Source organism: Micromonospora sp. CA-244673, from assembly GCF_050948395.1.
Classification (GTDB): domain Bacteria; phylum Actinomycetota; class Actinomycetes; order Mycobacteriales; family Micromonosporaceae; genus Micromonospora.
Genome location: NZ_CP192019.1, coordinates 2,722,821 through 2,747,285, shown reverse-complemented (window position 1 = coordinate 2,747,285; position 24,465 = coordinate 2,722,821). Strand labels below are relative to the sequence as shown.

24 protein-coding genes are annotated in these 24,465 nt (G+C 74.7%); 7 read left to right on the top strand and 17 right to left on the bottom strand.

The window, feature by feature from the left end:
- Positions 1 to 167: 167 nt before the first annotated feature.
- The 8 genes from ACQP12_RS12810 to ACQP12_RS12775 all read right to left on the bottom strand — a co-directional run bounded on the left by ACQP12_RS12810 (position 168) and on the right by ACQP12_RS12775 (position 5,540).
- Positions 168 to 1,040 carry a DUF72 domain-containing protein gene (locus ACQP12_RS12810; RefSeq protein WP_433287720.1) on the bottom strand — a complete coding sequence of 291 codons (873 nt, stop codon included), beginning with the start codon at positions 1,038 to 1,040 and terminating at the stop codon, positions 168 to 170.
- 47 nt (positions 1,041 to 1,087) lie between these two features.
- Positions 1,088 to 1,486, bottom strand: coding sequence for a TraR/DksA family transcriptional regulator (locus tag ACQP12_RS12805; RefSeq protein WP_357944903.1), 399 nt, complete (start codon positions 1,484 to 1,486; stop codon positions 1,088 to 1,090).
- A 245-nt stretch (positions 1,487 to 1,731) separates the two neighbouring features.
- The gene (locus ACQP12_RS12800) at positions 1,732 to 2,361 is read right to left on the bottom strand and encodes a uridine kinase (protein WP_433287718.1); all 630 of its coding nucleotides are present in this window, start codon (positions 2,359 to 2,361) and stop codon (positions 1,732 to 1,734) included.
- 146 nt (positions 2,362 to 2,507) lie between these two features.
- Entirely contained in the window at positions 2,508 to 3,116 is a 609-nt protein-coding gene (locus tag ACQP12_RS12795; RefSeq protein WP_357944897.1) for a winged helix-turn-helix domain-containing protein, read from the bottom strand.
- Between the two features lie 290 nt (positions 3,117 to 3,406).
- A complete protein-coding gene (locus tag ACQP12_RS12790; RefSeq protein WP_433287715.1) occupies positions 3,407 to 3,997 on the bottom strand; it encodes a winged helix-turn-helix domain-containing protein in 591 nt (196 codons plus the stop codon).
- Positions 3,998 to 4,051: 54 nt separating this feature from the next.
- Positions 4,052 to 4,543 carry a rhodanese-like domain-containing protein gene (locus ACQP12_RS12785; protein ID WP_357944894.1) on the bottom strand — a complete coding sequence of 164 codons (492 nt, stop codon included), beginning with the start codon at positions 4,541 to 4,543 and terminating at the stop codon, positions 4,052 to 4,054.
- A gap of 50 nt (positions 4,544 to 4,593) precedes the next feature.
- Positions 4,594 to 5,046 (bottom strand): cysteine dioxygenase, encoded by a 453-nt coding sequence (locus ACQP12_RS12780; RefSeq protein ID WP_433287713.1) that lies wholly within the window; start codon positions 5,044 to 5,046, stop codon positions 4,594 to 4,596.
- A 116-nt stretch (positions 5,047 to 5,162) separates the two neighbouring features.
- Positions 5,163 to 5,540, bottom strand: coding sequence for a signal peptidase I (locus tag ACQP12_RS12775; protein WP_357944888.1), 378 nt, complete (start codon positions 5,538 to 5,540; stop codon positions 5,163 to 5,165).
- A 68-nt stretch (positions 5,541 to 5,608) separates the two neighbouring features.
- Here ACQP12_RS12775 and ACQP12_RS12770 point away from each other — a divergent pair, with 68 nt between their 5' ends.
- Together ACQP12_RS12770 and ACQP12_RS12765 are read left to right on the top strand one after the other, a co-directional pair.
- A complete protein-coding gene (locus ACQP12_RS12770) occupies positions 5,609 to 6,001 on the top strand; it encodes an ankyrin repeat domain-containing protein (RefSeq protein WP_433287711.1) in 393 nt (130 codons plus the stop codon).
- Between the two features lie 77 nt (positions 6,002 to 6,078).
- A complete protein-coding gene (locus ACQP12_RS12765) occupies positions 6,079 to 7,002 on the top strand; it encodes a DUF3500 domain-containing protein (protein ID WP_433289253.1) in 924 nt (307 codons plus the stop codon).
- A gap of 10 nt (positions 7,003 to 7,012) precedes the next feature.
- On the opposite strand, the gene ACQP12_RS12760 is transcribed toward ACQP12_RS12765, so the two are convergent.
- The 7 genes from ACQP12_RS12760 to ACQP12_RS12730 form a co-directional block, all read right to left on the bottom strand.
- Positions 7,013 to 7,771, bottom strand: coding sequence for a class I SAM-dependent methyltransferase (locus ACQP12_RS12760; protein ID WP_433287709.1), 759 nt, complete (start codon positions 7,769 to 7,771; stop codon positions 7,013 to 7,015).
- Positions 7,772 to 7,814: 43 nt separating this feature from the next.
- Complete coding sequence (locus tag ACQP12_RS12755; RefSeq protein WP_433287707.1) at positions 7,815 to 8,318, bottom strand: DUF2231 domain-containing protein; 504 nt, start codon at positions 8,316 to 8,318, stop codon at positions 7,815 to 7,817.
- Between the two features lie 76 nt (positions 8,319 to 8,394).
- Complete coding sequence (locus ACQP12_RS12750; RefSeq protein ID WP_433287705.1) at positions 8,395 to 9,111, bottom strand: GAF and ANTAR domain-containing protein; 717 nt, start codon at positions 9,109 to 9,111, stop codon at positions 8,395 to 8,397.
- Between the two features lie 212 nt (positions 9,112 to 9,323).
- On the bottom strand, positions 9,324 to 11,618 hold the full coding sequence (gene secA2 / locus ACQP12_RS12745; RefSeq protein ID WP_433287703.1) for an accessory Sec system translocase SecA2: 2,295 nt from the start codon (positions 11,616 to 11,618) through the stop codon (positions 9,324 to 9,326).
- A 109-nt stretch (positions 11,619 to 11,727) separates the two neighbouring features.
- Positions 11,728 to 13,476, bottom strand: a complete 1,749-nt coding sequence (locus ACQP12_RS12740) for an ABC transporter ATP-binding protein (RefSeq protein ID WP_433287701.1) — start codon at positions 13,474 to 13,476, stop codon at positions 11,728 to 11,730.
- 29 nt (positions 13,477 to 13,505) lie between these two features.
- Positions 13,506 to 14,594 carry a zinc-binding dehydrogenase gene (locus tag ACQP12_RS12735; protein ID WP_433287699.1) on the bottom strand — a complete coding sequence of 363 codons (1,089 nt, stop codon included), beginning with the start codon at positions 14,592 to 14,594 and terminating at the stop codon, positions 13,506 to 13,508.
- The gene (locus ACQP12_RS12730; RefSeq protein ID WP_433287697.1) at positions 14,587 to 15,627 is read right to left on the bottom strand and encodes a Gfo/Idh/MocA family protein; all 1,041 of its coding nucleotides are present in this window, start codon (positions 15,625 to 15,627) and stop codon (positions 14,587 to 14,589) included. The genes ACQP12_RS12735 and ACQP12_RS12730 overlap by 8 nt, the downstream gene beginning before the upstream one ends.
- 245 nt (positions 15,628 to 15,872) lie before the next feature.
- Between ACQP12_RS12730 and ACQP12_RS12725 the strand changes: the two genes are divergently transcribed.
- The 5 genes from ACQP12_RS12725 (at position 15,873) to ctaD (ending at position 21,502) form a co-directional block, all read left to right on the top strand.
- Positions 15,873 to 16,853: a glucosyl-3-phosphoglycerate synthase gene (locus ACQP12_RS12725; protein ID WP_433289251.1), complete on the top strand. Its 981-nt coding sequence runs from the start codon at positions 15,873 to 15,875 to the stop codon at positions 16,851 to 16,853.
- Positions 16,854 to 16,889: 36 nt separating this feature from the next.
- Entirely contained in the window at positions 16,890 to 18,044 is a 1,155-nt protein-coding gene (locus tag ACQP12_RS12720) for a glycosyltransferase (protein ID WP_433287695.1), read from the top strand.
- A gap of 84 nt (positions 18,045 to 18,128) precedes the next feature.
- Positions 18,129 to 18,593, top strand: a complete 465-nt coding sequence (locus ACQP12_RS12715) for a DUF4383 domain-containing protein (RefSeq protein ID WP_357944860.1) — start codon at positions 18,129 to 18,131, stop codon at positions 18,591 to 18,593.
- An 89-nt stretch (positions 18,594 to 18,682) separates the two neighbouring features.
- Positions 18,683 to 19,414 carry an ATP-binding protein gene (locus ACQP12_RS12710; RefSeq protein WP_433287692.1) on the top strand — a complete coding sequence of 244 codons (732 nt, stop codon included), beginning with the start codon at positions 18,683 to 18,685 and terminating at the stop codon, positions 19,412 to 19,414.
- 87 nt (positions 19,415 to 19,501) lie between these two features.
- Positions 19,502 to 21,502 carry an aa3-type cytochrome oxidase subunit I gene (gene ctaD / locus ACQP12_RS12705; protein WP_433287690.1) on the top strand — a complete coding sequence of 667 codons (2,001 nt, stop codon included), beginning with the start codon at positions 19,502 to 19,504 and terminating at the stop codon, positions 21,500 to 21,502.
- Between the two features lie 139 nt (positions 21,503 to 21,641).
- On the opposite strand, the gene ACQP12_RS12700 is transcribed toward ctaD, so the two are convergent.
- Positions 21,642 to 22,775, bottom strand: coding sequence for a SigB/SigF/SigG family RNA polymerase sigma factor (locus ACQP12_RS12700; RefSeq protein ID WP_357944852.1), 1,134 nt, complete (start codon positions 22,773 to 22,775; stop codon positions 21,642 to 21,644).
- Between the two features lie 242 nt (positions 22,776 to 23,017).
- Positions 23,018 to 24,415: a hypothetical protein gene (locus ACQP12_RS12695; RefSeq protein ID WP_433289249.1), complete on the bottom strand. Its 1,398-nt coding sequence runs from the start codon at positions 24,413 to 24,415 to the stop codon at positions 23,018 to 23,020.
- Positions 24,416 to 24,465 lie beyond the last annotated feature (50 nt).

Genomic DNA, 24,465 nt, shown 5'->3' with positions numbered 1-24,465 from the left:
CCCGACCACGTGCAGCACCCCGCCACGGCGTCGATCCGCTACGACCCGCACCGTCATGACCCCACCTCCTCCTCGGCCGCGCGGTCGCGCCGGTCGACGGACCGCGCACACCGTCCATGCTGCTGGGGCATCGGGTGAGGCGGCCTCACCCGGGCCGGGTGAACTGCTCAGTCGGCGTCGAGCAGACCCGCCAGGGTGGTGGCGTTGCGCTGGGCGTAGTCGCGGTAGCAGTTGTTCATGAGCACGTGGGTGCGCTCGGCGTCGCCGGCCAGCTCGCGCAGTTTCGGCGCCCAGTCGCGCAGCTCCCGCGTGGAGTAGTCGTAGCCGAACTTCTCGTGGATGTCCTTGCTGGTCCACTTGTCGCTGTGCCCGTGGAAGCGCACCACCGCGAGGTCCGCGGTGGCGGCCAGCACCGGGGGTACGGACGACTTGTGTCCCTGCGGCATGTCCACGCAGACGAACGGCAGCTCGTGTTCCCGGAGGAAGCCCAGCGTCTCGTCGGCGTTGTCGCCGTCGAACCAGGAGGCGTGCCGGAACTCGAAGACCGGGCGCAGCGGCGCGCAACGCCGGGCCACCTCGAGCAGGTACTGCTTGTTGTCCCGCCGGATGGTGAACCAGGGCGGGAACTGGAACAGGATCGCTCCCAGCTTGCCGGCCTCGACCAGCGGGTCCAGGGCGGACAGGAACCGGGTCCAGACCTCCTCGTACGCCTGCGGCGGCAGGTCGTCCGGGTAGAGGTTCTTCTTCTCCGTCTCCGGGCGCAGGTCCTTGTAGAGCGCGGAGACCCGGGTCGGGTGCCCGGTGAGCAGGCTGAACGCCTTGATGTTGAAGGTGAAGCCGGGCGGGGTGCGGTCCACCCACAGCTGCGCGGTCCGTTCGGCCGGCGGCGAGTAGTAGGTGGCGTCGACCTCGACCAGCGGGAACTGCCGGGCGTAATAGGACAGCCGCTTCTCCGGGGTGTCGGCGCTCGCCGGGTACCAGCCGGAGTCGAGCAGGGTCCGGTCGGTCCAGGAGGCGGTGCCCACCTTGATGTCACCCATCTGGCGAGTCCACCGCTACTTGGACCGACCGGCAACCCGGGCGGCGCTCAGGCCGCCCGCCGCTCCCGGGTCTGCTTGCAGGACACGCAGGAGGTGGCGGACGGGAAAATCTCCAGGCGCTCCACCGGAATCGGCGCGGAGCAGCCCTCGCAGAAGCCGTAGGTGCCCTCGTCGAGGCGGGTGAGGGCGTGCTCGAACTGGGCGCGCCGGTCGAGGATGGTGCGCAGCAGGGACTGCGCGGTGTCCCGCTCGGCGGTCTTGGTGCCGCTGTCGGCCTGGTCGTCGCCGGCGGTGTCGCCGACCTCGACCAGCCGGAGGACCTGGCTCTGCAGCACGGCCTGGTCGTACTCCGCGGTCAGCTCGTCGTACCGCGACGTGAGGGACTGCCGGATCTGGTCGACCTCCGCCTGGGAGCGGCCCGTGGCTGTCGTGTCGTGGACGAGCATCGCTGCCTGCCTTTCCTGGGGCCTCATAACATTCCGGGGCGCGAGCGCCCCGGAACGTGGTCCGATGGATGCACGGGCGAGATCACCCCTGCCCTGTGAGCCGGGCGATTACCCACCCGGTCCGCGGATCAAACCGGGGATTTCCGCGTTCTTCGTCGCCGTTCGTGCCCGGCTGCGCCGCCCGGACCGTCCCCGTCCCGGCCGCCCCGGACGCGGTCGTCCGGATGCGGGCGGGCCGGTGCGGGTCAGCCGGCCTCGACGAGGGCGGGGTGGCGCGGGTCGTCGGCGCGGACCACCACGTCGGCGAAGGAGGCCGGGTCGACCTCGTCGGCGTATCGGGCGAAGGCCGGCAGGGTCCAGCGCAGCTCGGGGTCGGTCCGCCGCTCCAGCGCCGCCGGGGAGAGCACCAGGTGGACGGCGACGTCGAACGGCAGGCCGCCGCCGAGCAGCAGCGCGCCGCTGACCAGGACCACCCCGCCGGGAGGCAGTTCGAGGTACGCGGCGCGGCTGGCCCGGTCGGCGGTCGCGTCCCAGAGCGACGGGAGCAGCCGGCCGGACCCGTCCGGGCCGGCGGGGTCGAGCACCTCCCGGCGCAGGCCGGCCTCGTCGACCCAGCCCTCGTAGTACGCGTCCGGGTTGGTCCGGCCGTGCTCCAGGCGGATCGAGGCGGGCCGGAGGAAGTCGGCGGACCGGACGTGCAGCACCGGGCGGCCGGCGGCGCGCAGCGGGTCGACCAGGGCGGCGGCGAGGGCGTCCGGCTCGGCTGCCGGCGGCCCGTCGACGGCCACCCGCAGCCGGCCGGGTACGGCGGCGCCGGCGAGCCGGTCGGCCAGTTCGGCGACGAGCAGCTCGGGCGTGATGGGGCGGACGCGCATCCGACCATCCTGCCCGGCGGGACGGGTCACGATCCGATCGGCCGGGCGGGGCTCCGTCCCGCGGCGCGGGTCGCGGTGCGATCGGCCGGGCGGTCGGGGCTCCGTCCGGAGGGCGATCGGCACGTGGCGGCCGGGCCTGGGCGGGGTCAGCCGGTGCGGTCGATGGTGACCCGGGCGTCGTCGGCGAGCCGGTAGCCGACGCCGTAGACGGTGGTGACCAGCGGGACGTCCACCCCGACCTTGCCGCGCAGGCGGCGCACGTGCACGTCGACGGTGCGGACGCCGGCGTGCTCGTAGCCCCAGACGGCGTTGAGAAGTTGCAGGCGGGTGAACACCCGGCGGGGGTGGGCGACGAGGTGCAGCAGCAGGTCGAACTCCAGCCGGGTCAGCGGCAGCGGCTCGCCGTCGCGGAGCACGGACCGGGACGCGGCCAGGATGTGCAGGGTCGGGATGGTCGGTGCGAGCGGGCGCCCCGGGGACCGGCCGGCCGGCACCGGGTCGGGGCGGCGCTCCGCCGGGGCGGCGCCGGTGCTGATCACGGCGTCGCCGCGTTCGAGCAGCTCACGGGCTGCGTCGAGCAGCCGGCGGGCGGCCGGGGTGAGCGACTCCTCGCAGGCCAGCGGGATGTTCAACGTGACCGTGAGCACGGGTGCCGAGGTGTTGGCGGGGCGGCGCTGGCCGCCGGGGGGACGACCCGGAACCGCGGGTTGGGACGTATGCCATCCGGCGCGCGACGAGGCGGGGCTGACCGACATGGTCCTCCTTGGCTGGTCCGGGTATCTCCCCACGGCCCGGGACGCCGCTTCATCGATGCTTCCCGGCGCCTGTGCGAGGGTCAAGGGGCGGCTGCGTTGCATGAATGTGACAATTGACGAACACATCGGAGCCGCATGCTCGCTCTGCGTACGAGCCCGTTGATTACAGCAGAGCGACGAGTTGACCCGGTACGGGGGGTCCCCGCCCGGTTCACAATGGGCGGTGCACCCGCGAACGTGAACGCGGCGTACCCGTGAACCGGGTACGCCGCGCACCGGCCGGCGGCGCCTCAGCGCTCGCGGTCCACCACGATCCGGGCCTCGTCGGCCAGCCGGTAGCCGATGCCGTACACGGTGGTCACCAGGGGCGTGTCGACGCCGAGCTTGGCCCGCAGCCGGCGCACGTGGACGTCGACGGTGCGGGCCACCGCGTGCTCGTAGCCCCAGACGTTGGCGAGAAGTTGCCGCCGGGTGAACACCCGCCGGGGATGTTCGGCGAGGAAGAGCAGCAGGTCGTACTCGATCCGGGTGAGGGTCACCTCGGCGCCGTCGTGGCGGACCCGGCGGGTGCCGGTCAGGACGCGGACCGTGCCGGGTTCCTCGGCTCCGGCGGGCGGCGCGGGCGGCTCCGGCGGCGCGCCGGCGCGGCGCAGGTCGAGCACGGCGCGGGCGGCCTGGTGCTCCTCGGGCGGGAGCAGGCCCTCGCCGGAGGCGGCGAGCTCGTCCAGCAGGTCCACCAGCCGCGCCAGGCCGGGCGTCAGCGCACCGGCACCCAGGTCGAGGGTGATGGTCAGGGTCGGGGCGGTACGCGGCCGGTGCGGCGCGGCGCGGTCGGGGCGGCCCGGTCGGGCCGGACGGGAGGAGATGGCGACGACGGACATGGGAGCCTCCTGTGCGGGCGGTCGCCCCGCCCCACCGGGGGTGCGGCGGGGCGGTCAGCGGGGCGCCCGGCCGGCGGTCACCGGGGGCGCGGCGGGCGAGGGTCGGGGCAGCGGGGTGGGGCCGAGGGTGGGCAGGCCGGCGATGCGCCAGGCGGCGAAGCCGCCCGCCACGTCGGTGGCCCGGTGCAGGCCGAGGTCCTGGAGGGCCGCGGCGGCCAGCGAGGAGGTGTAGCCCTCCTGGCAGAGGACGATCACCGGCACGTCGTAGTCGACGGCCTGCGGCAGCCGGGCCGCGCAGCGCGGGTCGAAGCGCCACTCCAGGACGTTGCGCTCGACGGCGAGGGCGCCCGGCACGGTGCCGTGCGCGGCGCGCTGGCCGGCGGGCCGGATGTCCACGAGCAGGGCCCCGCCCCGGACCGCCAGGTGGGCCTGCTCGGGGTCGAGCCGGCGCAGCCGGGCGCGGGCGGCGGCGAGCATCTCGTCGATGCTCCGGGAGCCGGGCGGTGGGACCGGACAGCTCTCGGTGCGGGTGGGGGTCTGCGCCATCGTGGCGTCCTTTCCAGCGGTGACGGTCGGGGGTCGGAGTGCGGGCCGGCTCACCAGGCGACCCCGGCCTCGGCCACCTCGGCGACCAGGAGCCGGCCGGTGTCGAGGCGGTAGCGGGTCATCCGGCGCAGCGCGGGCCGGTAGACGTGCACGCTGACCGCCGGCTGGTCGCTGCGGTTGCCGACGACGTGGACGTGCCGGGGCCCGAAGCGGCGGCCGGAGCCGGCGGCGAGCTGGTGCGGGCGCAACCGGCCGCCGACGACGGTCTCCTCGGTGAGGGTGCCGGCGACGACCACGAAGGCGCCCGAGGAGCCGCCGTGGTCGTGCAGGTCGGTGCCCTGCCCGGGCAGCCAGCTCAGCGCCCACACCTCGTGCTCGGCGTCGGCGGCGAGCCGCGCGTACCACCGCTCGGCGCGGTCGAAGCACAGCGGCACGGGCCAGCCGGTCGGGTCGGCCCAGCGGGCGGCGACGGCGAGCAGGTCGGACGGGGCGGCGCTGGTCATCGGCGGGGCGTCCTCACGGTGCGGTGGCGGCGTGCTCCCTCAGCATAGTCTTCAAACCCTATGGGTTTAGTAGGTAATACCGCATGCTGGGACGCTGCGAACCGCGTGGCGGCAGGTCAGCGGAGGACGGGCGGGTCCACCCGGTAGCCGGGGACCGACGGCCAGCGCACGGTGAGCACCACCGACTCCCGCTCGGCGTACCAGGAGTGGTCCACGCCCCGGCCCCAGACCACGTAGTCGCCGGGCTCGCGCAGCACCACGGTGCGGTCCGCCAGCTCGATCCGGAAGGCACCGCTGATCAACACCAGCAGGGCGGTACGCCGCTCGCCGGTGGCCCACCGCGAGCGGGTCTCCCCCGCCGGGTGCACGCCCCACTTCACCTCGACCTCGGTGCTGTGCCGGACGTCGCCGGGCGGCTTGAAGTGCCCCAGGAGCCAGCCCGCGTCGGTCGCCCCGTCCACCGCCGCGTTGCCGACGTACACCCGATCGTCCATCCGCGCCTCCCGTGCCGGCTCGGCAAGCTACCAGGCGGGGCCGGCGAGGCGACCACTAACCTGGACGGATGCCCGACGAACTCGACGCCGAGACGCTCGCCTTCGCCCACCGGATGTTCGACCTGGCCCGCGCCGGGACGACCGACGAGCTGGCGGCGAACGTGGACGCGGGGCTGCCGGTCAACCTGACCAACGCCAAGGGCGACACGCTGCTCATCCTGGCCGCGTACCACGCCCACCCGGAGACCGTGGGCGCGTTGCTCTCGCGCGGCGCCGACCCGGCCCGGACGAACGACCGGGGGCAGACCGCGCTCGCCGCGGCGGTGTTCCGCAAGAACGCCGAGGCGGTCCGGGCGCTGCTCGACGCCGGCGCCGACCCCGAGCACGGCGATCCGTCGGCGGTCGAGACCGCCCGCTTCTTCGATCTTCCCGAGATGCTCGCCCTCCTCGGCCGGAGCTGACCGGCCCGGGCGGGCTGCCGACGCGCCCGGCGGCGGGGCGGTATACAGGTGCGGTGGAGGATCCCGTACCCGAGCAGATGCGCGCGGCGGCCGGCGCGCTCCTGACGGCGCTCGACGAGCCGGCCGCGCAGCGGGCCCGGCACGACTTCGACGACGAGCCGGCGCGCCGGTGGCTGGAGTACCGGCCTCGGCCCCGCCCCGGTGTCAGCCTCGCCGACCTGAGCGGCGCCGCCCGCAAGGCCGCCCACCGGCTGCTCGCCACCGCGCTCAGCCCGGCCGCCTACGCCCAGGCCATGGCCGTGGTGGCGCTGGAGGAGGTCCTCGATCGGGCGGAGGGCTGGCAGCGCGGCCGGCACAGCGGCGACTACTGGGTGGCGGTCTTCGGCGACCCGGCGCGCGACGACCGGTGGGCGTGGCGGTTCGAGGGACACCACCTGTCGGTCAGCATGACCGTGGTCGACGACCAGGTCTCCCCCGCCCCGATCTTCCTCGGCGCCAACCCGGCCACCGTCCGGCACGGCGGCCGGCCGGTCTCCCGGCCGCTCGGGCCGGAGGAGGATTTGGCCCGGGAGCTGCTCGACGCGCTCGGGACGGCCGGCCGGGCCGCCGCGATCGTCACCGACGAGGCGCCGGCCGACATCATCAGCGCCACCCGGCCCACGGCGCCGGGGCGGCTCGACCCGCTCGGCGTGCCCCGCGGCCGGCTCGCCCCGTCCGGCCGGGCGCTGCTCGACCGGCTCGTCGCGCTCTACCTGGATCGGCTCCCGCCCGAGCTGGCGACCCGGGAGGCGCGCCGGCTCACCGGGGGCGAGCTGCACTTCGCCTGGGCCGGCCCGGTCGGAGCGGGTCAGCGGCACTACTACCGGATCCAGGGCGACGACCTGCTGATCGAGTACGACAACACCACCGAGGACGGCAACCACGCGCACACCGTGCTGCGCCGCCCGGCCAGCGACTTCGGCGCCGACGTGCTGGCCGCCCACCACGCCTCCGCGCACTGACGGGGGCGGGTCAGGGCAGGCGGGCCTCGATGAGGAAGCGCCGGGCGTGCGCCACGAACGGACCCTCGGCGCGGATGCGCTCGTCCAGGCGGCGCAGCTCGGCGCGGTAACGGTCCACGGTGAAGCCGGGCACCGTCCAGACCACCTTGCGCAGGAACCACACCACCGCGCCGATGTCATGGAAGACGGTCCGCAACGTGGCCGTGCGCAGGTCCACCACGGTCAGTCCGGCGGCCTCGGCCGCAGCGACCGCCTGCTCGGGGTGGCGGTGCTCCGGCGGCGGCAGCGGCCCGAGGATCGCCTCGCTCAGCTCGCGGACCGTGCCGGCGCCGATCTGCTGGGACAGGTAGCTGCCGCCGGGGCGCAGCACCCGGGCGACCTCGTCCCACCAGGTGTCCACCGGGTGGCGGCTGACCACGAGGTCGAACGCGGCGTCGCGGAACGGCAGCGGCGGCCGGCCGGCCACCTGCACCACGGCGCCCCCGACCCGGCGCAGGGTGCGCCGGGCGACCGGCACGTTCGGCGGCCACGCCTCGGTGGCGACCAGCAGCGGCGGCGGGACCGGGACCTCGGCCAGCACCTCTCCCCCGCCGGTGTCGATGTCCAGTGCGGCACGCACGGTGGCCATCCGGGCGCCGACCAGGCGGGCGTACCCCCAGGGCGGGCGTTCCTCGGTGGCCCGCCCGGCGAGCCAGGCGAAGTCCCACCCCTCGACCGGCGCCGCCGCGCCCTCGGCGATCAGCTCGTCGGCGTACCGTTCGGTGTCCATCGGTCGAGCCTGGCGGCCGGGGGCGGCCGGCGGCAAGGCGTTTTCAGGCCTTCGGACGGATGATCTCCACGGTGGCGCCGGGGATGTCCCGCAGCGCCTCGAAGCCGGTCGGCTCCGCGGCCCGGCCGCGGTCGAACTGGCGCATCAGCCGGGCGCCCAGCCGCACCCCCACCGAGCCCACGGCCAGCGCGAGCAGCTCGGTGGCCACCTCGACGCCGTTCGCGCCGCGCTGCGGCGCCTGGGCCCGGATCAGGCAGGTGAGCAGGAACAGCGCCGCCATCGCGGCGTTGACCAGGTTGAACGTGATCGCGGTCCGCCGGGTCCGGTCGGCCCGCACGTCCCAGAGGTCGACCATCCCGGCGACCGTCGTGAGCGCGGCGGCGATCAGGGCGGCGACCGCCGTCCAGTAGCCCACCTCGCCGAGGAAGGCCGGGCCGCCGGCGACGTCGGCGAGGTCGAAGACCGCGGCGCTGACGAAGAGCCCGAACGGGAACGTCACCAGCATCGGTTGGATCGGGTGCCCCTGCACCCGCAGCCGGCTCTCCATCGGTTCCTCCCCAGGTCGGTGCAGCTCACCAGTCCAGGGTGCTACCCGAGGCCCACCGGGGCGAAACGAATGTCGCTCAGTTGTCCCGGGGCCGGGAGACGGTGAGCAGGAGCCGCTCGGCCACCTCGCGCAGCGGTATGTCCAACGAGGAAGCGGCGCTGCGGAGCACGTCGAGGGCCTCCGGGGCGGGGCAGCCGCGCTGCGTCATGATGACGCCGACGGCCTGCCCGACGACCCCGTCGGCCAGCGACGCGGTGTCGAGCTGGCCGGCGAGTGCGGCCTGCCGCTCCCGGTCCCGGGTGGCGGCCAGCAGCAGCCCGGCGTGCTCGGCGAGGAGCATGGCGGTGAGCTGGTGCCGCGGGGAGAGCGCACCGGCCGACTCGGCGTAGAGGTTGATCGCGCCGATCACCTGCTCGTCCACGTCCACCGGCGCGGCGATGACCCCGTGCACGCCCAGCCCGCGGGCCCGCTGCGCCCAGGCCGGCCAGCGCGACTCCCCGGCCAGGTCGCCAGCGGTGATCATCTCGCGCCGCCGGATGGCGGTCAGGGCCGGCGTGTCCGGGCCGTGCCGCAGGTCGTCCAGCTCGGCCCGCTCCGGGTCGGAGGCGGCCACCCCGGCGGGCTCACCGGCGCGCAGCGCGGTGAAGCCGCAGCAGTCCACCCCGGGTACGGCGTCCCGGGCGATCCGGACCAGCCGGTCCAGCGCCTCGTCGAAGTCGGTGACCGAGATCAGGCCGGCGGTCAGCTCCCGCAGCAGCGCGGCGGCCTCCAGCACTCCGAGGGTGTCGGTCATGGGGTCCCGCGTGTCGAGGTTCACCGGGCCACGGCCTCCGTCACCTCCGCGTCCGTCCACGCGGTGTACCCGTCCGGCGCCGTTGCCTGTCCCATGATCGCTCTCTCCCTGACTCGAAGCCCCGGCCTACTACCCTCCCAAACCGGGATCGAAACCGCGCAAAGGGGTCCCTTCCGGCGCGGTACGCGCCGGAAGGGACCCCTTGCGGACGATCAGCGGGAGCCGGAGATGAGCCGCCGGCCCACCGAGGCGATCAGCCGGTCCAGCTCCGAGCCGAACGGGTTGTCGTGCACCAGGTACGTCCAGGTGGCGGTCGGCCGCACCAGCTTGGCGGCGTCCGGCTCCCAGCCGTCGGAGAACTCGGTCTCCTCGAAGGTGGCGATGGTCCGCGTCTCGATCTCGGGGATCAGCGCGTTGAACGCCGGCACGGCGCTGCGGTGGAACTCGTCCAGCGGGTCGAGCCGGCCGAGCGCCCGCAGGTGCACGCCCTCGCGGACCTCGGAGAGCTCGGCCAGGTGCTCGGCCCAGAGCCGGTCCAGGTGGTAGAGGGCGATCTTGCGGGCCACCTCGGCGAGCAGGTCCTCGTCCATCTCGCCGGCCTTCTCCGGCACCCGCTCCAGCAGCATGAGCGCCGCGATGTCGCTGGTCAGCAGCCGCTCCCGGCGCTCGGCCAGCGCCTTGCGCTGCTGCTCGATCACCTGGCTGTACCGCCAGGTGTTGCGGTGGATCTCGTGGTTGACGCCCTCGGCGACCCGCTGGGCGTGCTCCACGGCGTAGTCGACCTGCGGGTCGGTGACCAGGCCGTCGGCGTTCATCCGGGGCGACGCCGGGACGGTGTCGCCGGCGTGCCGCACGACCAGGTCGTCCTCCAGGCTGACGAAGAAGACCGAACCACCCGGGTCGCCCTGGCGGCCGGCCCGGCCACGCAGCTGGTCGTCGACGCGGCGGCTGTCGTGCCGGCCACTGCCGATCACGTAGAGGCCGCCCAGCTCGGCGACCCGCTCCTGGTCGGCCTGGTCGCTGCCGCCCAGCCGGATGTCCACGCCCCGGCCGGCCATCTGCGTGGAGACGGTCACCGCGCCGTACGCGCCGGCCTCGGCGATGATCCCCGCCTCCTCGTCGTCGTTCTTGGCGTTGAGGACCACGCAGGAGACCCCGGCGGCGTGCAGGCCGGCGGCGAGTCCCTCGGACTCCTTCACGTCGAGGGTGCCGACCAGCACCGGACGGCCGGCCTCGTGGCAGCGCCGGATCTCGTCGATCAGCGCCTCCTCCTTCTCGGCCCGGGTGGCGTAGATCCGGTCCGTCTCGTCCTCCCGGACGCACGGGGTGTTCGGCGGGATCACCGCCACCTCGAGGCCGAAGAACTCGCGGAGCTGGTCGCCGACGAGGACCGCGGTCGCGGTCATCCCGCAGACCGTCGGGTAGAGCGCGATGTAGGCCTGCACGGTGATCGTGCCGAGCACCTCGCCCTCGGCCGTGGCGTCCAGGCCCTCCTTGGCCTCGACCGCCGCCTGGAGCCCGTCCGGCCAGCGGCGGCGCTGGGCCACCCGGCCGCGCATCTCGTCGATCAGCTCGACCGACTTGTCGCGGACGATGTAGTCCACGTCGCGGTGCAGCAGGGCGTGCGCGTGCAGCGCCACGTTGACCGCGGAGAGCTGCCCGACGTGCTCCTCGTCGTAGAGGTCGATGCCGCCCAGCTTGGCCTCGACCGTGGCCAGGCCGACCGAGGTGAAGGCGACGCTGCGGCCGTCCTCGGCGATCGTGTAGTGCCGGTCCTTGCGCAGGCCGCGAACCAGCGCGGCGGCGGCGTGCACCGGGTCCTGCTCGCCGGGGACCGCGCCGGCGAGGACCATCGGCACCCGGGCCTCGTCGATGAGGATGGAGTCGGCCTCGTCGACGATCGCGGTCTTCAGGGCCGGCTGGACCCGCTCGGACAGGTCGGTGACGAGCTGGTCGCGGAGGAAGTCGAAGCCGGCCTCGCTGACCGCGATGTAGGTGACGTCGCAGGCGTAGGCGGCGCGCCGCTCCTCGGGGGTGGACGCCTCGTTGACCCAGCCGACGGTGAGCCCGAGCAGGGCGTAGACCGGGCCCATCCACTCGGCGTCGCGGCGGGCCAGGTAGTCGTTGACGGTGAGCACGTGCACCGGGCCGTTGCCCATCCGGACGTGCCCGTAGGCCGCGATGGCCGCGGTCAGCGTCTTGCCCTCACCGGTGGCCATCTCGGCGACCTTGCCGGAGAGCAGCGCCATGGCGCCGAGCAGCTGGACGTCGTACGGCCGCTGGTCGAGGCCCCGGCGGGCCGCCTCGCGGCCGACCGCGCAGAGCTCCTCGTAGCCGGTGGCCTGCCCGGCCGCCTCGGTCAGCTCCGCGTCGGAGAGCTTCTCCAGCTCCGCCTCGCGGGCCTCGATCGCCGGCAGCAGCTTCTCCAGCGGGGCCAGGTCGACGGTCGTTCCCGGGCGCTGGAGGAACCGCCGGAACCTGGTCTTCAGACGTTGCGACACACCCATGAGCGGCAACGGTACGCGAACGGGAGCCGATTGTGACACCCGTGCGGGGCGGCCGCCGGGCCGTGTCCGAGTTTGGGACTGTTTCCCCAGGTCAGGGCATTTTCCGCGCTCAGCCGACGAGGAGCTGGTGGGTGGCCAGCTCGCGGTAGAGCGGGCTGGTCGAGGTCAGCTCGTCGTGGGTGCCGACGGCGACCACCCGGCCGGCGTCCAGCACCACGATCTGGTCGGCGTCCACCACGGTGGAGAGGCGGTGCGCCACGATCAGCAGGGTGCGGCGCACGGCGACGGCGTCGATGGCCCGGCGCAGCGCGGCCTCGTTGCGGGCGTCGAGGTTGCTGGTCGGCTCGTCGAGCAGCAGCACCGGCGGCCCGGCCAGCAGCGCCCGGGCGATCGCCAGCCGCTGCCGCTCCCCGCCGGAGAGCAGCACGCCGCCCTCGCCGACCTGCACGTCCAGCCCGGCGGCGGTCCGCTCGGCCAGGTGCCCGAGGTTGACCTCGTCGAGCACGGCGCGCAGCCGGTCGTCGGTGGCGTCCGGCGCGGTGATCAGCAGGTTGTCCCGGAGCGTGCCGGCGAGCACCGGGGCCTCCTGCTCCACGTAGCCCAGCCGGGCCCGCAGCGCGTCCCGCGGGAGGTCGCGCACGTCCACCCCGTCCAGCCGCAGCGCGCCCCCGGTCACCTCGTAGAAGCGCTCGACCAGGGCGAGCAGCGTGGACTTGCCGGCGCCCGACGGGCCGACCAGGGCGGTGCGGGTCCCGGCGGGGACGGTGAAGCTCACCTCGTGCAGCACCGGCGGGCCGCCCGGGTAGCCGAAGTCGACCCGGTCGAACTCCAGCGCCGCCGGCCCGGACGCGACGGGCCGGGCGCTGACCGGCGCCGGCCGCTCGTCGGCGCCCTCCCCCGGCACGGCGAGGATCTCCTCGATCCGGGCCAGCGCGCCGAGCCCGGTCTGCAACTGGGTGTACGCGTGCACCGCCTGCCCCAACGGCAGCACCAGGAAGAACAGGAACATCACGAAGGCCACCAGGTCACCCACGCCGATCGCGCCGGACGCCACCCGGGCCCCGCCCACGGCCAGCACCAGCAGGAAGGCGCCCTGGACGGTGACCGTGCTGGCCGGGCCCACCACCGCCTGGGCCCGGGCCACCCGCAGCCCGGCCGCGTACGCCTCGGTCGCGCTCGACACCACCGTCGCCGTCTCCCGCCGCTCGGCGCGGCTGGCCCGGATGGTCCGGGCCGCGGAGATGGCCCGCTCGACGGCGGAGGTCATCTCGCCGACCCGTTCCTGGGCCTGGCGGGCCAGCCCGCGCACCCGCCGGGCGACCGTGAGGGCGAAGCCGACGCCGACCGCGACGGCGGCCAGGGTCACCCCGAACAGCAGCGGGTCCAGCAGCAGCATGGCGGTGCCGGCGCCGAGCACCATGACCGCCCCGGTGACGGTCTCGAAGAGGCCGGAGGTGACCACCGCCCGCAGCAGCGTGGTGTCCGCGCCGACCCGGGAGAGCAGGTCGCCGGTGCGGCGCCGGTCGTACTCGGCGATCGGCAGCCGCAGCACGTGCCCGGCGAGCCGCCGCCGGGTGCCCAGCACGAGCCCCTCGGCGGTGCGCTGGAGCAGGAAGTCGCGGAGCCCGCCCAGCAGCGCGCCGACCACCACGAGGGCCACCAGGACGGCGACCAGCCCGGTGGCCGGGCGGCCGGCGGTGATCCGGTCGAGCACACCCCGGGTGAGCAGGGGCTGGGCCAGCGCCGCCCCCGCGCCGGTGAACGACAGCACGCCCACCGCGACGAGAGTGCCGCGGTGGGCGCGCAGGTACGGCAGCAGGGCGGCGAGCCCCGGCGGGCGGGCGGCGTCGGTGGTCATGGCAGCACCGTAACCGGGCCCGCCCAGGCTCAGCCGGTGAGCACCACCTGCAGCTCCGAGCGGCGCCGCTCGGCCAGGTCGGTGAGCAGCACGGGCGCCTCGTCCAGCGGCACCACGGCGGAGACGAGGTGCTTACGGACCAGGTCACCGTGCTGGCGCAGCAGCTCGACGGTCTCCGCGGAGAGCCGCTCCCGGTCCCAGGTGGGGGCCAGCCCACGCGGCACCCGGCCGATCTGGGCGCAGCGCAGCGACAGCCCGTTGTGGTGGAACTCCTCGCCGAACCGGACCGCGTCCGCGCCGCCCTGGTAGAACGCCAGGTCGATCACCGTGCCCTGGGGCCGCAGCAGTCGCAGCGCGAGCTGGAGCGCCCAGTCCTGCCCCCGGCACTGGAAGACCACGTCCGCGCCCCGGTCGCCGGCAGCGTGGTTCCACCGGGTCTTGAGCACCACGGCCGGATCGTCCGCCGCCGGGTCGAGGGTCTCCAGGCCGAGTGCCTCGGCCGCCTCCCGCCGGGCCGGGGTGGGGTCCAGGACCACCACGGAGGCGGCGCCGTGCCGCCGGGCGAACAGCGCGGTGAGCAAACCGACCACTCCGCCGCCGACCACCGCCACCCGCCGCCCGCGTACCCCGTCGCCGAGCGAGCGGACGTCGGTGCCGCACAGGTCGGCGGCGGCGTGCAGCAGACCGTTGGCGCAGATCGGGCCCATGTGCGCGACGTAGACACCGAGCAGCGGGTCGAGGTCGTCGGGCAGCGGCACGAACCGCTCGGCGACCGGGTCGGCGACGTGGCCGCTGCGGTGGCCGTACGTCATGGCGGCGACCGTGCCCACGGCGACGGCCGGGGTGCGGCTCTCCACCACCCGGCCGACCTGCATGTAGCCGAGCCGGGTGACCGGGTACGGCGTGCCGGCGCCGCCGGGCTGGAACAGCCCGAGGTCGGCGTTCCAGGTGACGTGGAGATAGGGGTTGGTGCCCTTGACGTAGCTCAGCTCGGTGCCCGCCGAGACCCCGCTGAACAGGGTCTCCACCCGGAAGGTGCCCTCGCGCAGCTCGGCCGCGTCCTGCTCGACCAGCTCGACCCGGCCCGGAGCGCTGACCACCACCACCCGGTCACGCATCGACGGCCACCCCCGTCGGCCCGGCCGGCGCCGCGTCGGCGACCGCGGCGGTGAGCCGCGCGGCCGGCCCGGTGGGCAGCGCCACCGCCCGCCCGGTACGCGCCGACTCGGCCACCGCCAGGGCCAGCCGCTGGGTGCGCAGCGCCTCGGCGTACGGGACCCGGACGTCGTCGCCGATCCCCCGGACCGCGTCGACGAAGGCCCGGTCGACGGCCACCCGGGCGCCGTCCGGGTCGGCGGGCAGGTGCCGTTCGCCCTCGGCGTCGCAGACGGTCAGGCCGTCCTCGGCCAGCGACAGGGCCAGCCCGTCGGCGAGGATCTCCAGGCCGGCCCGGTGCTTCCAGCCGAGCACGCAGGCGGCGGCCAGAGTGCCGACGGCACCGGAGGCGAAGCGCAGGGTGGCCGCCGTGACGGAGTCGATGTCCGCGCCCTCCACCGGCGGTGGGGTGCCGTCGCCGTACGCGGTCACCTCGGTCGCCTCCCCGACCAGCAGCCGGACCAGGTCCAGGACGTGCGCGGCCTGCTCGACGACCGGCCCGCCGGAGCGGTCCCGGCGCGCCCACCAGGCGACCGGCGGCACCTTGTCCAGCCAGGCGCCGTTGACCATCCGTACCGGACGGTCGGCGAGCAGCTGCCGGGCCTCCTCCACCACGTGCAGGTAGCGCCAGTGGTGGCCGACCCCGGTGAGCAGGCCGCGCCGCTCGACCAGCGTGGCGACCCGCTCCGCGGTCTCCAGGTCGAGCGCCACCGGCTTCTCCACGAACATCGGCACCCCGGCGTCGATCACCGCCTCCTCGACGGGACCGTGCGCGAACGGTGGCACGCAGACGTACACCGCGTCCGGGCCGGCGGCGAGCAGGTCGTCCACGTCGCGGAAGGCCCGGGCGCCGTGCGCGCCGGCGAGCGCCTCCGCCGCCTCCGGGGCGACGTCGGTCACCCCGAGCAGTTCCACGTCCTCGAAGCCGGTCAGCACACGAGCGTGGCGCTGCGCCACCCCGCCGGCCCCGACCAGTCCCACCCGGCACGCGCGCATACTCCCGACCCTTCCACGACGACAGACTGCCGAGAGCACTCCCCGGGCGGCCGCCTCCCCAAACGCGGACGGACGCGCAATCAGACGTTCACCGCGCGGGAACCGGCCCGTACCGGACTGGTGATCAGGTGTTCGGCATGATCCGGTTAGCACGGGCCGCGGACTGGGCAATCCAGGAGCCCGTGGTTCCACCACGATCTGGGAGAGTGCCTGTGCGGGATACAGAGTCGACCGTCTCACCTGTGGTGGAGGCCTGGGCCACGTACCGCACCACGTCCGCCGACGACTGGCCGGCGCGTCGCCTGCTGCGGGCCAAGGGCCCGAGCCGGGTGAGCGTGGTGCTGCCGGCCCACAACGAGGAGGCGACCGTCGGGGCGATCGTCTCGACGATCCGGCAGCACCTGATGGACCGGGTGCCGCTGGTGGACGAGCTGATCGTGGTGGACTCGCGGTCCACCGACCGGACCGCGCAGGTGGCCCGGGCGGCCGGCGCCGAGGTGGTCAGCCAGGACGCCATGACGCGCGGGCTGCCCCGGCTCACCGGCAAGGGCGACGCGCTGTGGGCCGGGCTGGCGGCGGCGGAGGGTGACGTCGTCGCGTTCGTCGACGCCGACCTGCGGGAGTTCCGGCCGCACTTCGTCACCGGCCTGGTCGGGCCGCTGCTCACCGACCCGTCGGTGGACTTCGTGAAGGGCTTCTACCACCGGCCCCTGGTCGGGACCACGGGCGTGGAGGCCGACGGCGGGGGCCGGGTGACCGAGCTGATGGCCCGGCCGCTGCTGAACCTGTTCTGGCCGGAGCTGGCCGGCTTCGTCCAGCCGCTGGCCGGGGAGTACGCGGGCCGCCGCGAGGTGCTGGCGCAGCTGCCGTTCGTCTCCGGCTACGGCGTCGAGACGGCCATGCTCATCGATCTGCTGGAGCTGGTCGGGCTGGACGCGCTGGCCCAGGTGGACCTGGGCGAGCGCAAGCACCGGCACCAGGACACCGCCGCGCTGGGCCGGATGTCGGCGCAGATCCTGCTGACCGTCTGGTCCCGGTTGCAGCGGCGCGGCTGGGCGGTGCCCGGGCTGGAGCCGACCGCCCTGTTGACCCAGTTCCGGCGGGGCGGCTCGGAGGCGCTGCCCAACCTGGACCGCGAGATCGTGGTCAGCGACGTCTCGATCGAGGAACGGCCGCCACTGGCGCAGCTGCAACACCGGGTGCCGCGCCGGCGTGTGGCGGCGTGAACCGGTGAGCGCCGCACGAGGAAGGGACCGCGCACGATGACCCTCACCGTCCTGATGAACGCGGGTCCCTGGCTGTCCGTGCCGCCACCCGGCTACGGCGGGATCGAGAACGTGGTCGCCACGCTGGTGCCGGAGCTGCGCCGGCTCGGCGTGCGGGTGGTGCTCGCCTCGGTGGAGAGCAGCACGCTGCCGGTCGACGAGCGGATCTCGGTCTTCCCGGACGGGCAGTTCCAGAACCTGCAGCGGCCGTACAACCAGGTCTGCGGGGTGGCCCAGGCGCACCTGCACGGCGTGGTGCGCGCGTTGCGCGCCCGCGACGACATCGACCTGGTGCACGATCACGTGGAGGCGGCCGGGTTGGCCACTCTGGCCGCGATGGGCCCGGACGCCCCGCCGGCGCTGCACACCCTGCACTGGGACCTGGCCAAGCACCCGGAGCTGTACGGCAACCTCGACGGCGGCCAGCGGGTGCGGGTCAACGGCGTCTCCGCCGCACAACTGGCCCGCGCGCCGCGGGCCCTCCAGGAGCACTCGGTCGGTCACGTGCACCTGTCCACCCCGCTGGCCGTGGGCGCGGACCGCCGGCCGGCGGTGGCCAAGGGTGAGCACGTGGTCATCCTGGGCCGGATCAACCCGGGCAAGGGGCAGGACCTGGGCGCCCGGCTGGCCCGGCAGGTCGGCTTCCCGTTGGTGCTGGCGGGGCCGGTGGGGCCGTACCACCGGCCCGAGGACCTGGCCGCGGCGGGCGACGAGGCCCGGCAGAACCCGGATGTGCGGTTCTTCTACGACCAGGTCGCCCCGCACGTCGACGGCGACCTGGTGCGCTGGGTTGGCACGGTCGCCGGGCAGGAGCGCGACGACCTGGTGGCGGGGGCGCGGGCCTCGCTGTTCCCGCTGCGCTGGGAGGAGCCCGGCGGCACCGCGGTGGTCGAGTCGCTCGCGCTCGGCACGCCGGTGGTGGCCACCACCCGCGGGTGCCTGCCGGAGCTGATCGAGCACGGCCGCACCGGGCTGCTCACCGCCGACGAGGAGGAGCTGGGCGAGCTGGTGCTGGCCGCCGGGCTGCTCGACGAGGACGAGTGCCGGCGGGAGGCGGCCGTCCGGTTCACCCCGGAGCGGATGGCCCAGCGGTACGTGGAGCTGTACGAGGGGGTCCGCCGGCTCGCCGCCCGGTCGTTGCAGCCGGCCTGACCCGAAGGGTTCGCGCCGGTTGCGCGTTTGCCCCCGGTGTGCCCGGGAAAGCCGCCCGGTCCCTTGTCTGGCGAGGAGGCCGGCATGACGAACTCGATGGCCCACTCCCGTGGGCGACGCAACCCGGCCGACGGCCGCGCGCCGGTACGCCGGGCCGCGGCGACGGTCGGCGTGCTCTTCCTGGTGATCGGCGTGCTGGGCTTCATCCCCGGCATCACCACCCACTACAGCGACCTCAAGTTCGCCGGGCACGACTCGGACGCCAAGCTGCTCGGCCTGTTCCAGACCTCGGTGCTGCACAACATCGTGCACCTGCTGTTCGGGATCGCCGGCCTGCTGCTGGCCCGGTCGGTCTCCGGCGCGCGGGCGTTCCTGGTCGGCGGCGGCGCGATCTATCTCGTGCTCTGGCTCTACGGCCTGGTGGTCGACCACAACAGCGGCGCGAACTTCATCCCGCTCAACGGCGCGGACAACTGGCTGCACTTCCTGCTCGGGGTCGGCATGATCGCCCTCGGGCTGCTCACCACCCGGGGCGCAAAGCGGCGCTGACCAGGCTCACCCGGAGCCGGATGTCCGGTTTCACCCGCCCCGGGCGCGGGTATTTCCAGATCCCCGACGAGATGGAAACGAGGGCCTGGATGTCGACCCGGATCAGGTGCGAGGTCCGCGACGAGACGCCGGTCACCGTCGTACGGCTGGCGGGCGCGCTCGACCTGGGCACGATGCGCTCGGTGCACACGGTGCTGGACCGGTGCCTCGCCGCGCAGCCGGACGCCCTCGTGGTCGACCTGGAGAAGCTGGACGTCACGGACCCGCTCGCCCTGTCCGTCTTCGCGGCCGCCGCCCGCCGGGCCGCGGACTGGCCGGCCGTGCCCATGGTGCTGTCCGCCCCTCCGCCGGAGGCGGCGGCCTGGCTCACCGAGACCACCGCCTGCCGGGTGGTCCCGGTCCGCGGCGACTGCGCGGAGGCGGCGGCGCTGGCCGGGACGGTCGCGGCCCCGCGGCTGCGCGCCCGGCTGGAGCCGGTGGCGGGGGCCTGCCGGCGGGCCCGCGAGCTGGTCACCGACGCGTGCGGCCGGTGGAACATCCCGGAACTGGCCGGCCCCGCCTCCCTGGTCCTCAGTGAGCTGGTCGGCAACGTCGTCCGGCACGCCGGCACCCCGATGCAGGTGACGCTGACCCTGCGCCGGCCGTACCTGCGGGTGGCCGTGATGGACGGCAGCCCGGCCGACCCGCGGGCGGCGACCGACCGCGACCCGCGGGCCGAGGGCGGGCGCGGGCTGATGCTGGTCCGCGAGCTGACCCAGCGCTGGGGCAGCACCCCGGCGGGCGCGGGCAAGGTGGTCTGGGCCATGCTGCCGGCGAACTGACCGAATTCTCCGCTCTCGCCTGGTTTGATGGGCAGAGGGTCGGGTACGCGTGCCCGTCCTGTCTGTCGTCACACGGGGTGAGAAGCCATGCCTAAGCGGGTAGTCACGGAGCCACGAGACCGGGGGCCTGCGATCCTCGCGCCGGCCCGGTTCGGCGGCTTTCCCGGCCCGGTCCGGGGGGCGGTCAAGGGCGACTCGCTGTGGCGGCTGCTGCGCACCACCGACGCGAAGCTCATCGGCCTGCTGTACCTGGGCACAGCCTTCGCGTGGTTCATCATCGGCGGGTTCATGGCGATGCTCATGCGGGCGGAGCTGGGCCAGCCCGGCATGCAGTTCCTGTCCCCGGAGCAGTACAACCAGCTGTTCACCATGCACGGCACGATCATGTTGCTGCTGTTCGCGACGCCCATGGTGTTCGGGTTCGGCAACTACATCGTGCCGTTGCAGATCGGCGCGCCGGACGTGGCCTTTCCCCGACTCAACGCCTTCGCGTACTGGCTCTACTTCTTCGGAGGCCTCATCGTCCTCGGCGGGTTCGTCACCCCGCAGGGCGCGGCGGACTTCGGCTGGACCGCGTACACGCCGTTGAGCGAGTCGCAGCACAGCCCGGGAGTCGGCGGGAACATGTGGGTGGTGGGCCTGGCCGTCTCCGGGCTGGGCACCATCCTCGGCGCGGTCAACCTGATCACCACGATCATCACCCTGCGCGCCCCCGGCATGACGCTGTTCCGGATGCCGATCTTCACTTGGAACCTGCTGCTCACCAGCGTCCTGGTGATCCTGGTCTTCCCGCTGCTGGCCGCCGCGCTGTTCGCACTCGGCGCCGACCGGATCCTGCACTCGCACGTCTTCGACCCGACCACCGGCGGGCCGATGCTCTGGCAGCACCTGTTCTGGTTCTTCGGCCATCCCGAGGTCTACATCGTGGCGCTGCCGTTCTTCGGCATCATCACCGAGATCATCCCGGTCTTCTCCCGCAAGCCGATCTTCGGCTACACCGGTCTGGTGCTCGCCACCATCGCGATCACCGTGCTGTCGATGACCGTCTGGGCGCACCACATGTTCGCCACCGGCCAGGTGCTGCTGCCGTTCTTCAGCATCCTCAGCTACCTCATCGCGGTGCCGACCGGCGTGAAGTTCTTCAACTGGATCGGCACCATGTGGAAGGGGCAGATCACCTTCGAGACGCCGATGCTGTTCGCCATCGGGTTCCTGGTCACGTTCCTGTTCGGTGGACTCACCGGGGTGCTGCTGGCCAGCCCGCCGGCCGACTTCCACCTGCACGACACCTACTTCGTGGTGGCCCACTTCCACTACGTGCTCTTCGGCACCATCGTCTTCGCCGCGTTCGGCGGGCTCTACTTCTGGTTCCCCAAGATGACCGGGCGGCTGCTCGACGAGCGCCTGGGCAAGATGCACTTCTGGACCATGTTCATCGGGTTCCACGCCACCTTCCTGGTCCAGCACTGGCTGGGCGCCGAGGGCATGCCCCGCCGGTACGCCGACTACCTGCCCGGCGACGGCTTCACCACGCTCAACGTGATCTCCACCCTCGGGTCCTTCCTGCTCGGCGCGTCCACCCTCTTCGTCATCTACAACATCTGGAAGTCCTGGCGTTACGGCGCCATGGTGACCGTGGACGACCCGTGGGGCTTCGGCAACTCCCTCGAGTGGGCCACCACCTGCCCGCCGCCCCTGCGCAACTTCGACCGGATGCCGCGGATCCGCTCCGAGCGGCCCGCCTTCGACGCCAAGTACGGCCCACTCGTCTCCGACCTGGGCCGCGACCTGCCGCAGCGCACCACCAAGCCGCCGCAGCACTTCACGGAGGAGTTGCGCCACGTGCCGTACACCCCGGAGTCGCCGGCCGCCGAGGGCGCGCACGGCGCCCGCGAGGCCGTCGAGTACCAGCCCGCGCCGCAGTCCGGCGCGCGGCCGGTCGAGGTGCCGGAGCCGGAGGAGGTGCGCCGGCCCAGCTTCGACGAGACGATCGAGCCGGACGAGACCCAGCTGGGTCCACAGCGCAGCAAGCCGTCGAACCCCCGCTGGGAACACCCCCGCGGGCACGGCGAGAGCACCGAGGACTGACCGGACCGCACCGCGGAGGGGCCGGCGCCGTCGGGCGCCGGCCCCTTTCGCTCGGGTACGCGCGCGCCGCCCGCCCCGGTCCCGTCGGGTACGGCACCGCGCCGGCCCCGGTGGACGGAGCCGGCGCGGTCCGGACGGATCAGTCGGCGGCGGGCAGGCCGGCCGCGGCGAGCGAACGGCGCACCGCGGGCTGCACCCGGGTCAGCCGCAGCGGCACCCCGGTGCGCGCAGCGGCGTCCCGGCCGGCCATCAGCGCGGCGATCCCGCCCGCGTCGAAGCCGCCCGCGCCCACCAGGTCGACCACCACCTCGCGGGGCTGCCCGGTGACCGCCTCCAGCATGGCCTTGCGGAGCCGGTCCGCGCCGTCGCGGTCCACCTCTCCCCCGACCTCGACGACCACCCGGTCGCCGTTCTGCTTCACCGAGATCCTCGCCCTGGCCGGCTCGGACTCGGCCGCGCCGTTCTGCCACGGTGGCGGGGCGTCGGCGAGCATCGCCTGGCGCAGCCAGGTCAGGGCCCGGGAGAGCAGCCGGGACACGTGCATCTGCGAGATGCCGAACCGGGCCGCGATCTCCGCCTGGGTCTGGTTGCCGTAGAAGCGCATGGCGAGGATCCGCCGCTCGCGCCACGGCAGCCGGTGCAGCAGGCCGCTGACCGTGACCCGGTCGTCGACCGACTCCAGGGCGTTGTCCGACTCGCCGACCAGGTCGCCGAACTCGGCGGAGCTCTCCCCGCCGACCGGCGCGTTCAGCGAGGCCGGGCTGTAGCCGGCGGCCGACTCCAACGCGGCGAGGATCTCCTCCTCGGGCGTCTCCAGCCGTTCGGCCAGCTCCGCGACCGTCGGCGCCCGGGACAGCTCGCTGGTCAGCGCCGCCGTCGCCTGCCCGACCTCCAGGATCAGGTCGCGCAGCCGGCGCGGCACGTGCACACCCCAGGTGCGGTCCCGGAAGTGCCGTTTGATCTCGCCGACGATGGTGATGGCCGCGTACGCGGTGAACGAGCCGCGCTCTGGGTCGTACCGGTCGACGGCGTTGACCAGGCCGAGGCGGGCCACCTGCTCCAGGTCCTCCAGCGGTTCCCCGCGGCCCCGGTAGCGGCGGGCCAGCCGCCCGGCGAAGGGCAGCGCGAAGCGCACCAGGTCGTCCCGTGCCTCCTGCCGCCGCTCGGGTGGCAGGCCGGCGATCCGTGCCGCGTACGCCAGCGCCGCCGCGTCGAGGTCCTCCAGGCCCCGCTCGGTCGGTGGTGGTGTGGGTGTGGTGGTCTGTCCGAACATCCGCGCCTCCCTCAGGAAGGTCCCCCGCCCGGATCGGAACCGGTCGTGCGCGTGGTCGAGCCACACACCGGGCCGGAAGTTGGGTTACGTGACGGCACGCCGGAAGCGGCGGCCGCCCGCCGCACGGCGTCGTGGGCCGTTCCGCGGCGAGCGGTGTTCCCGCTCCGTAGGTACTCAATCACGGTCCGCAGGATCGCGAGGATGTTTCGCCAGGTTGGTCGGCGACCCGCCGACGGCCGGCCTCAGGAGACCAGCAACCCCTGGTGGGCGCCCGCGTCGCGCAGCGCGGCGAGGGCCTCGGCCATCCGCAGCGGCGGCGGCACGGGCAGGTCGTAGGCCTGGTTGCGCAACACCTCCGTGGCACGGCGGGTGGGCACCGCGGTGACCGGGTAGCCGCGCGCGGAGCTCCGGTCCAGGGCGCGCCGGCGGCGCCCGAACCCGGCCACCGCGAGCCACTGGGGCAGCCCCGCGAGGGCCGGCGAGCGGATCCCGGGCGGCTCCGGCAGCACGTCCACCGAGCTGAACGGCTCGCTGCCGGCGAGCCACCACTCGGCCCCCTGCACCCGGCGGCGGGTCGCGTTCTCGCACCAGTAGGGCACCAGGCCCGCCCGGAGCACCTGCCACGGGTCGAGCAGCCGGCCGCACTCGACCACCAGGCGGTCGCCGGTCTTGCCGGCCCGGCGCAGCCAGCGCCGGTACAGGTCCGCGGTGGCCGCGCTCAGCGCGTCCGGCTGAGGGACGACAACCCGGTGCAGCGGGTGTCCCTGGCGGCCGCCCCACTCCCGGGCGTCGTGCTCGAAACCGGACTCCACGCCGTTCTCGGCGAACGCCGCCGGGGAGGTGACGTCCGGCGGTGCCCAGCGCGCCCCGTCGCCGCCCGCCGAACGGAGCACCTGGCGCAGCGCGTGCGCGTCCGGGTGGAAGTCGACCGGGTCGAGGCCGCTGGCCGGGCAGCCGACCTGGAAGCTGTGCCCGCTCCCCTCGTCCCGCACCGGCCACGTGCGCGCGTCGTGCAGCAGCAGCACCGGCGCCCCGGGCTCCAGCCCTTCGGCCAGGAACCGGGCGTACGCCACGGGCAGCGCCCGCCAGCGCACCGCGAGAGCCACCGTGGCGCCCGCCGACGCGCCCCGGCTGGCCGGGCAGTGCACCTGCCGGACGTGCACGCGGGCGTTGCCGGCGAGCAGCCGGCCGGCCAGCGCGGCGCCGTGGTCGAGCGCGGCGTCCGGGCGGTCCACCGCGCCCCGCGTCCAGTGCGCGGCCACCTCGAACCCGGCGGGCAGCCAGGGCACCCCGAGCGCCACCGCGAGGTGCGCCGCGGCGCCGTGCGGCGAGCCGAACACCGCACCGGGCCAGCGGCGGGCCGGGTACTGGTCGACGAACCAGCCGGCCACCCGCTCGGCGTCCACGTCGGCGACCTGTGCGGGGCTGAGCGCGGCCCGACCGGCGGCCCGCGCCGCGGCGGCCCGGCGCACCGGCTCCGGGGCCCCGGTGAAGCGCGACAGCGGCCCCGGGTGACCGAGGTCGCCGCAGTCGTCACCGCGCAGCGCCCGGGCCGTCACGGCGACCAGGAGCCGGGCGGCGCTGCCCGCCGCCACGACCCGGTCGCCGGTCAGCCCGGCGCCGGCCGTCGTCGGCCCCACCGGCACCTTCCGCCCCGGCCCCACCTTGCCTCGTTCGCTCACCACGCGGC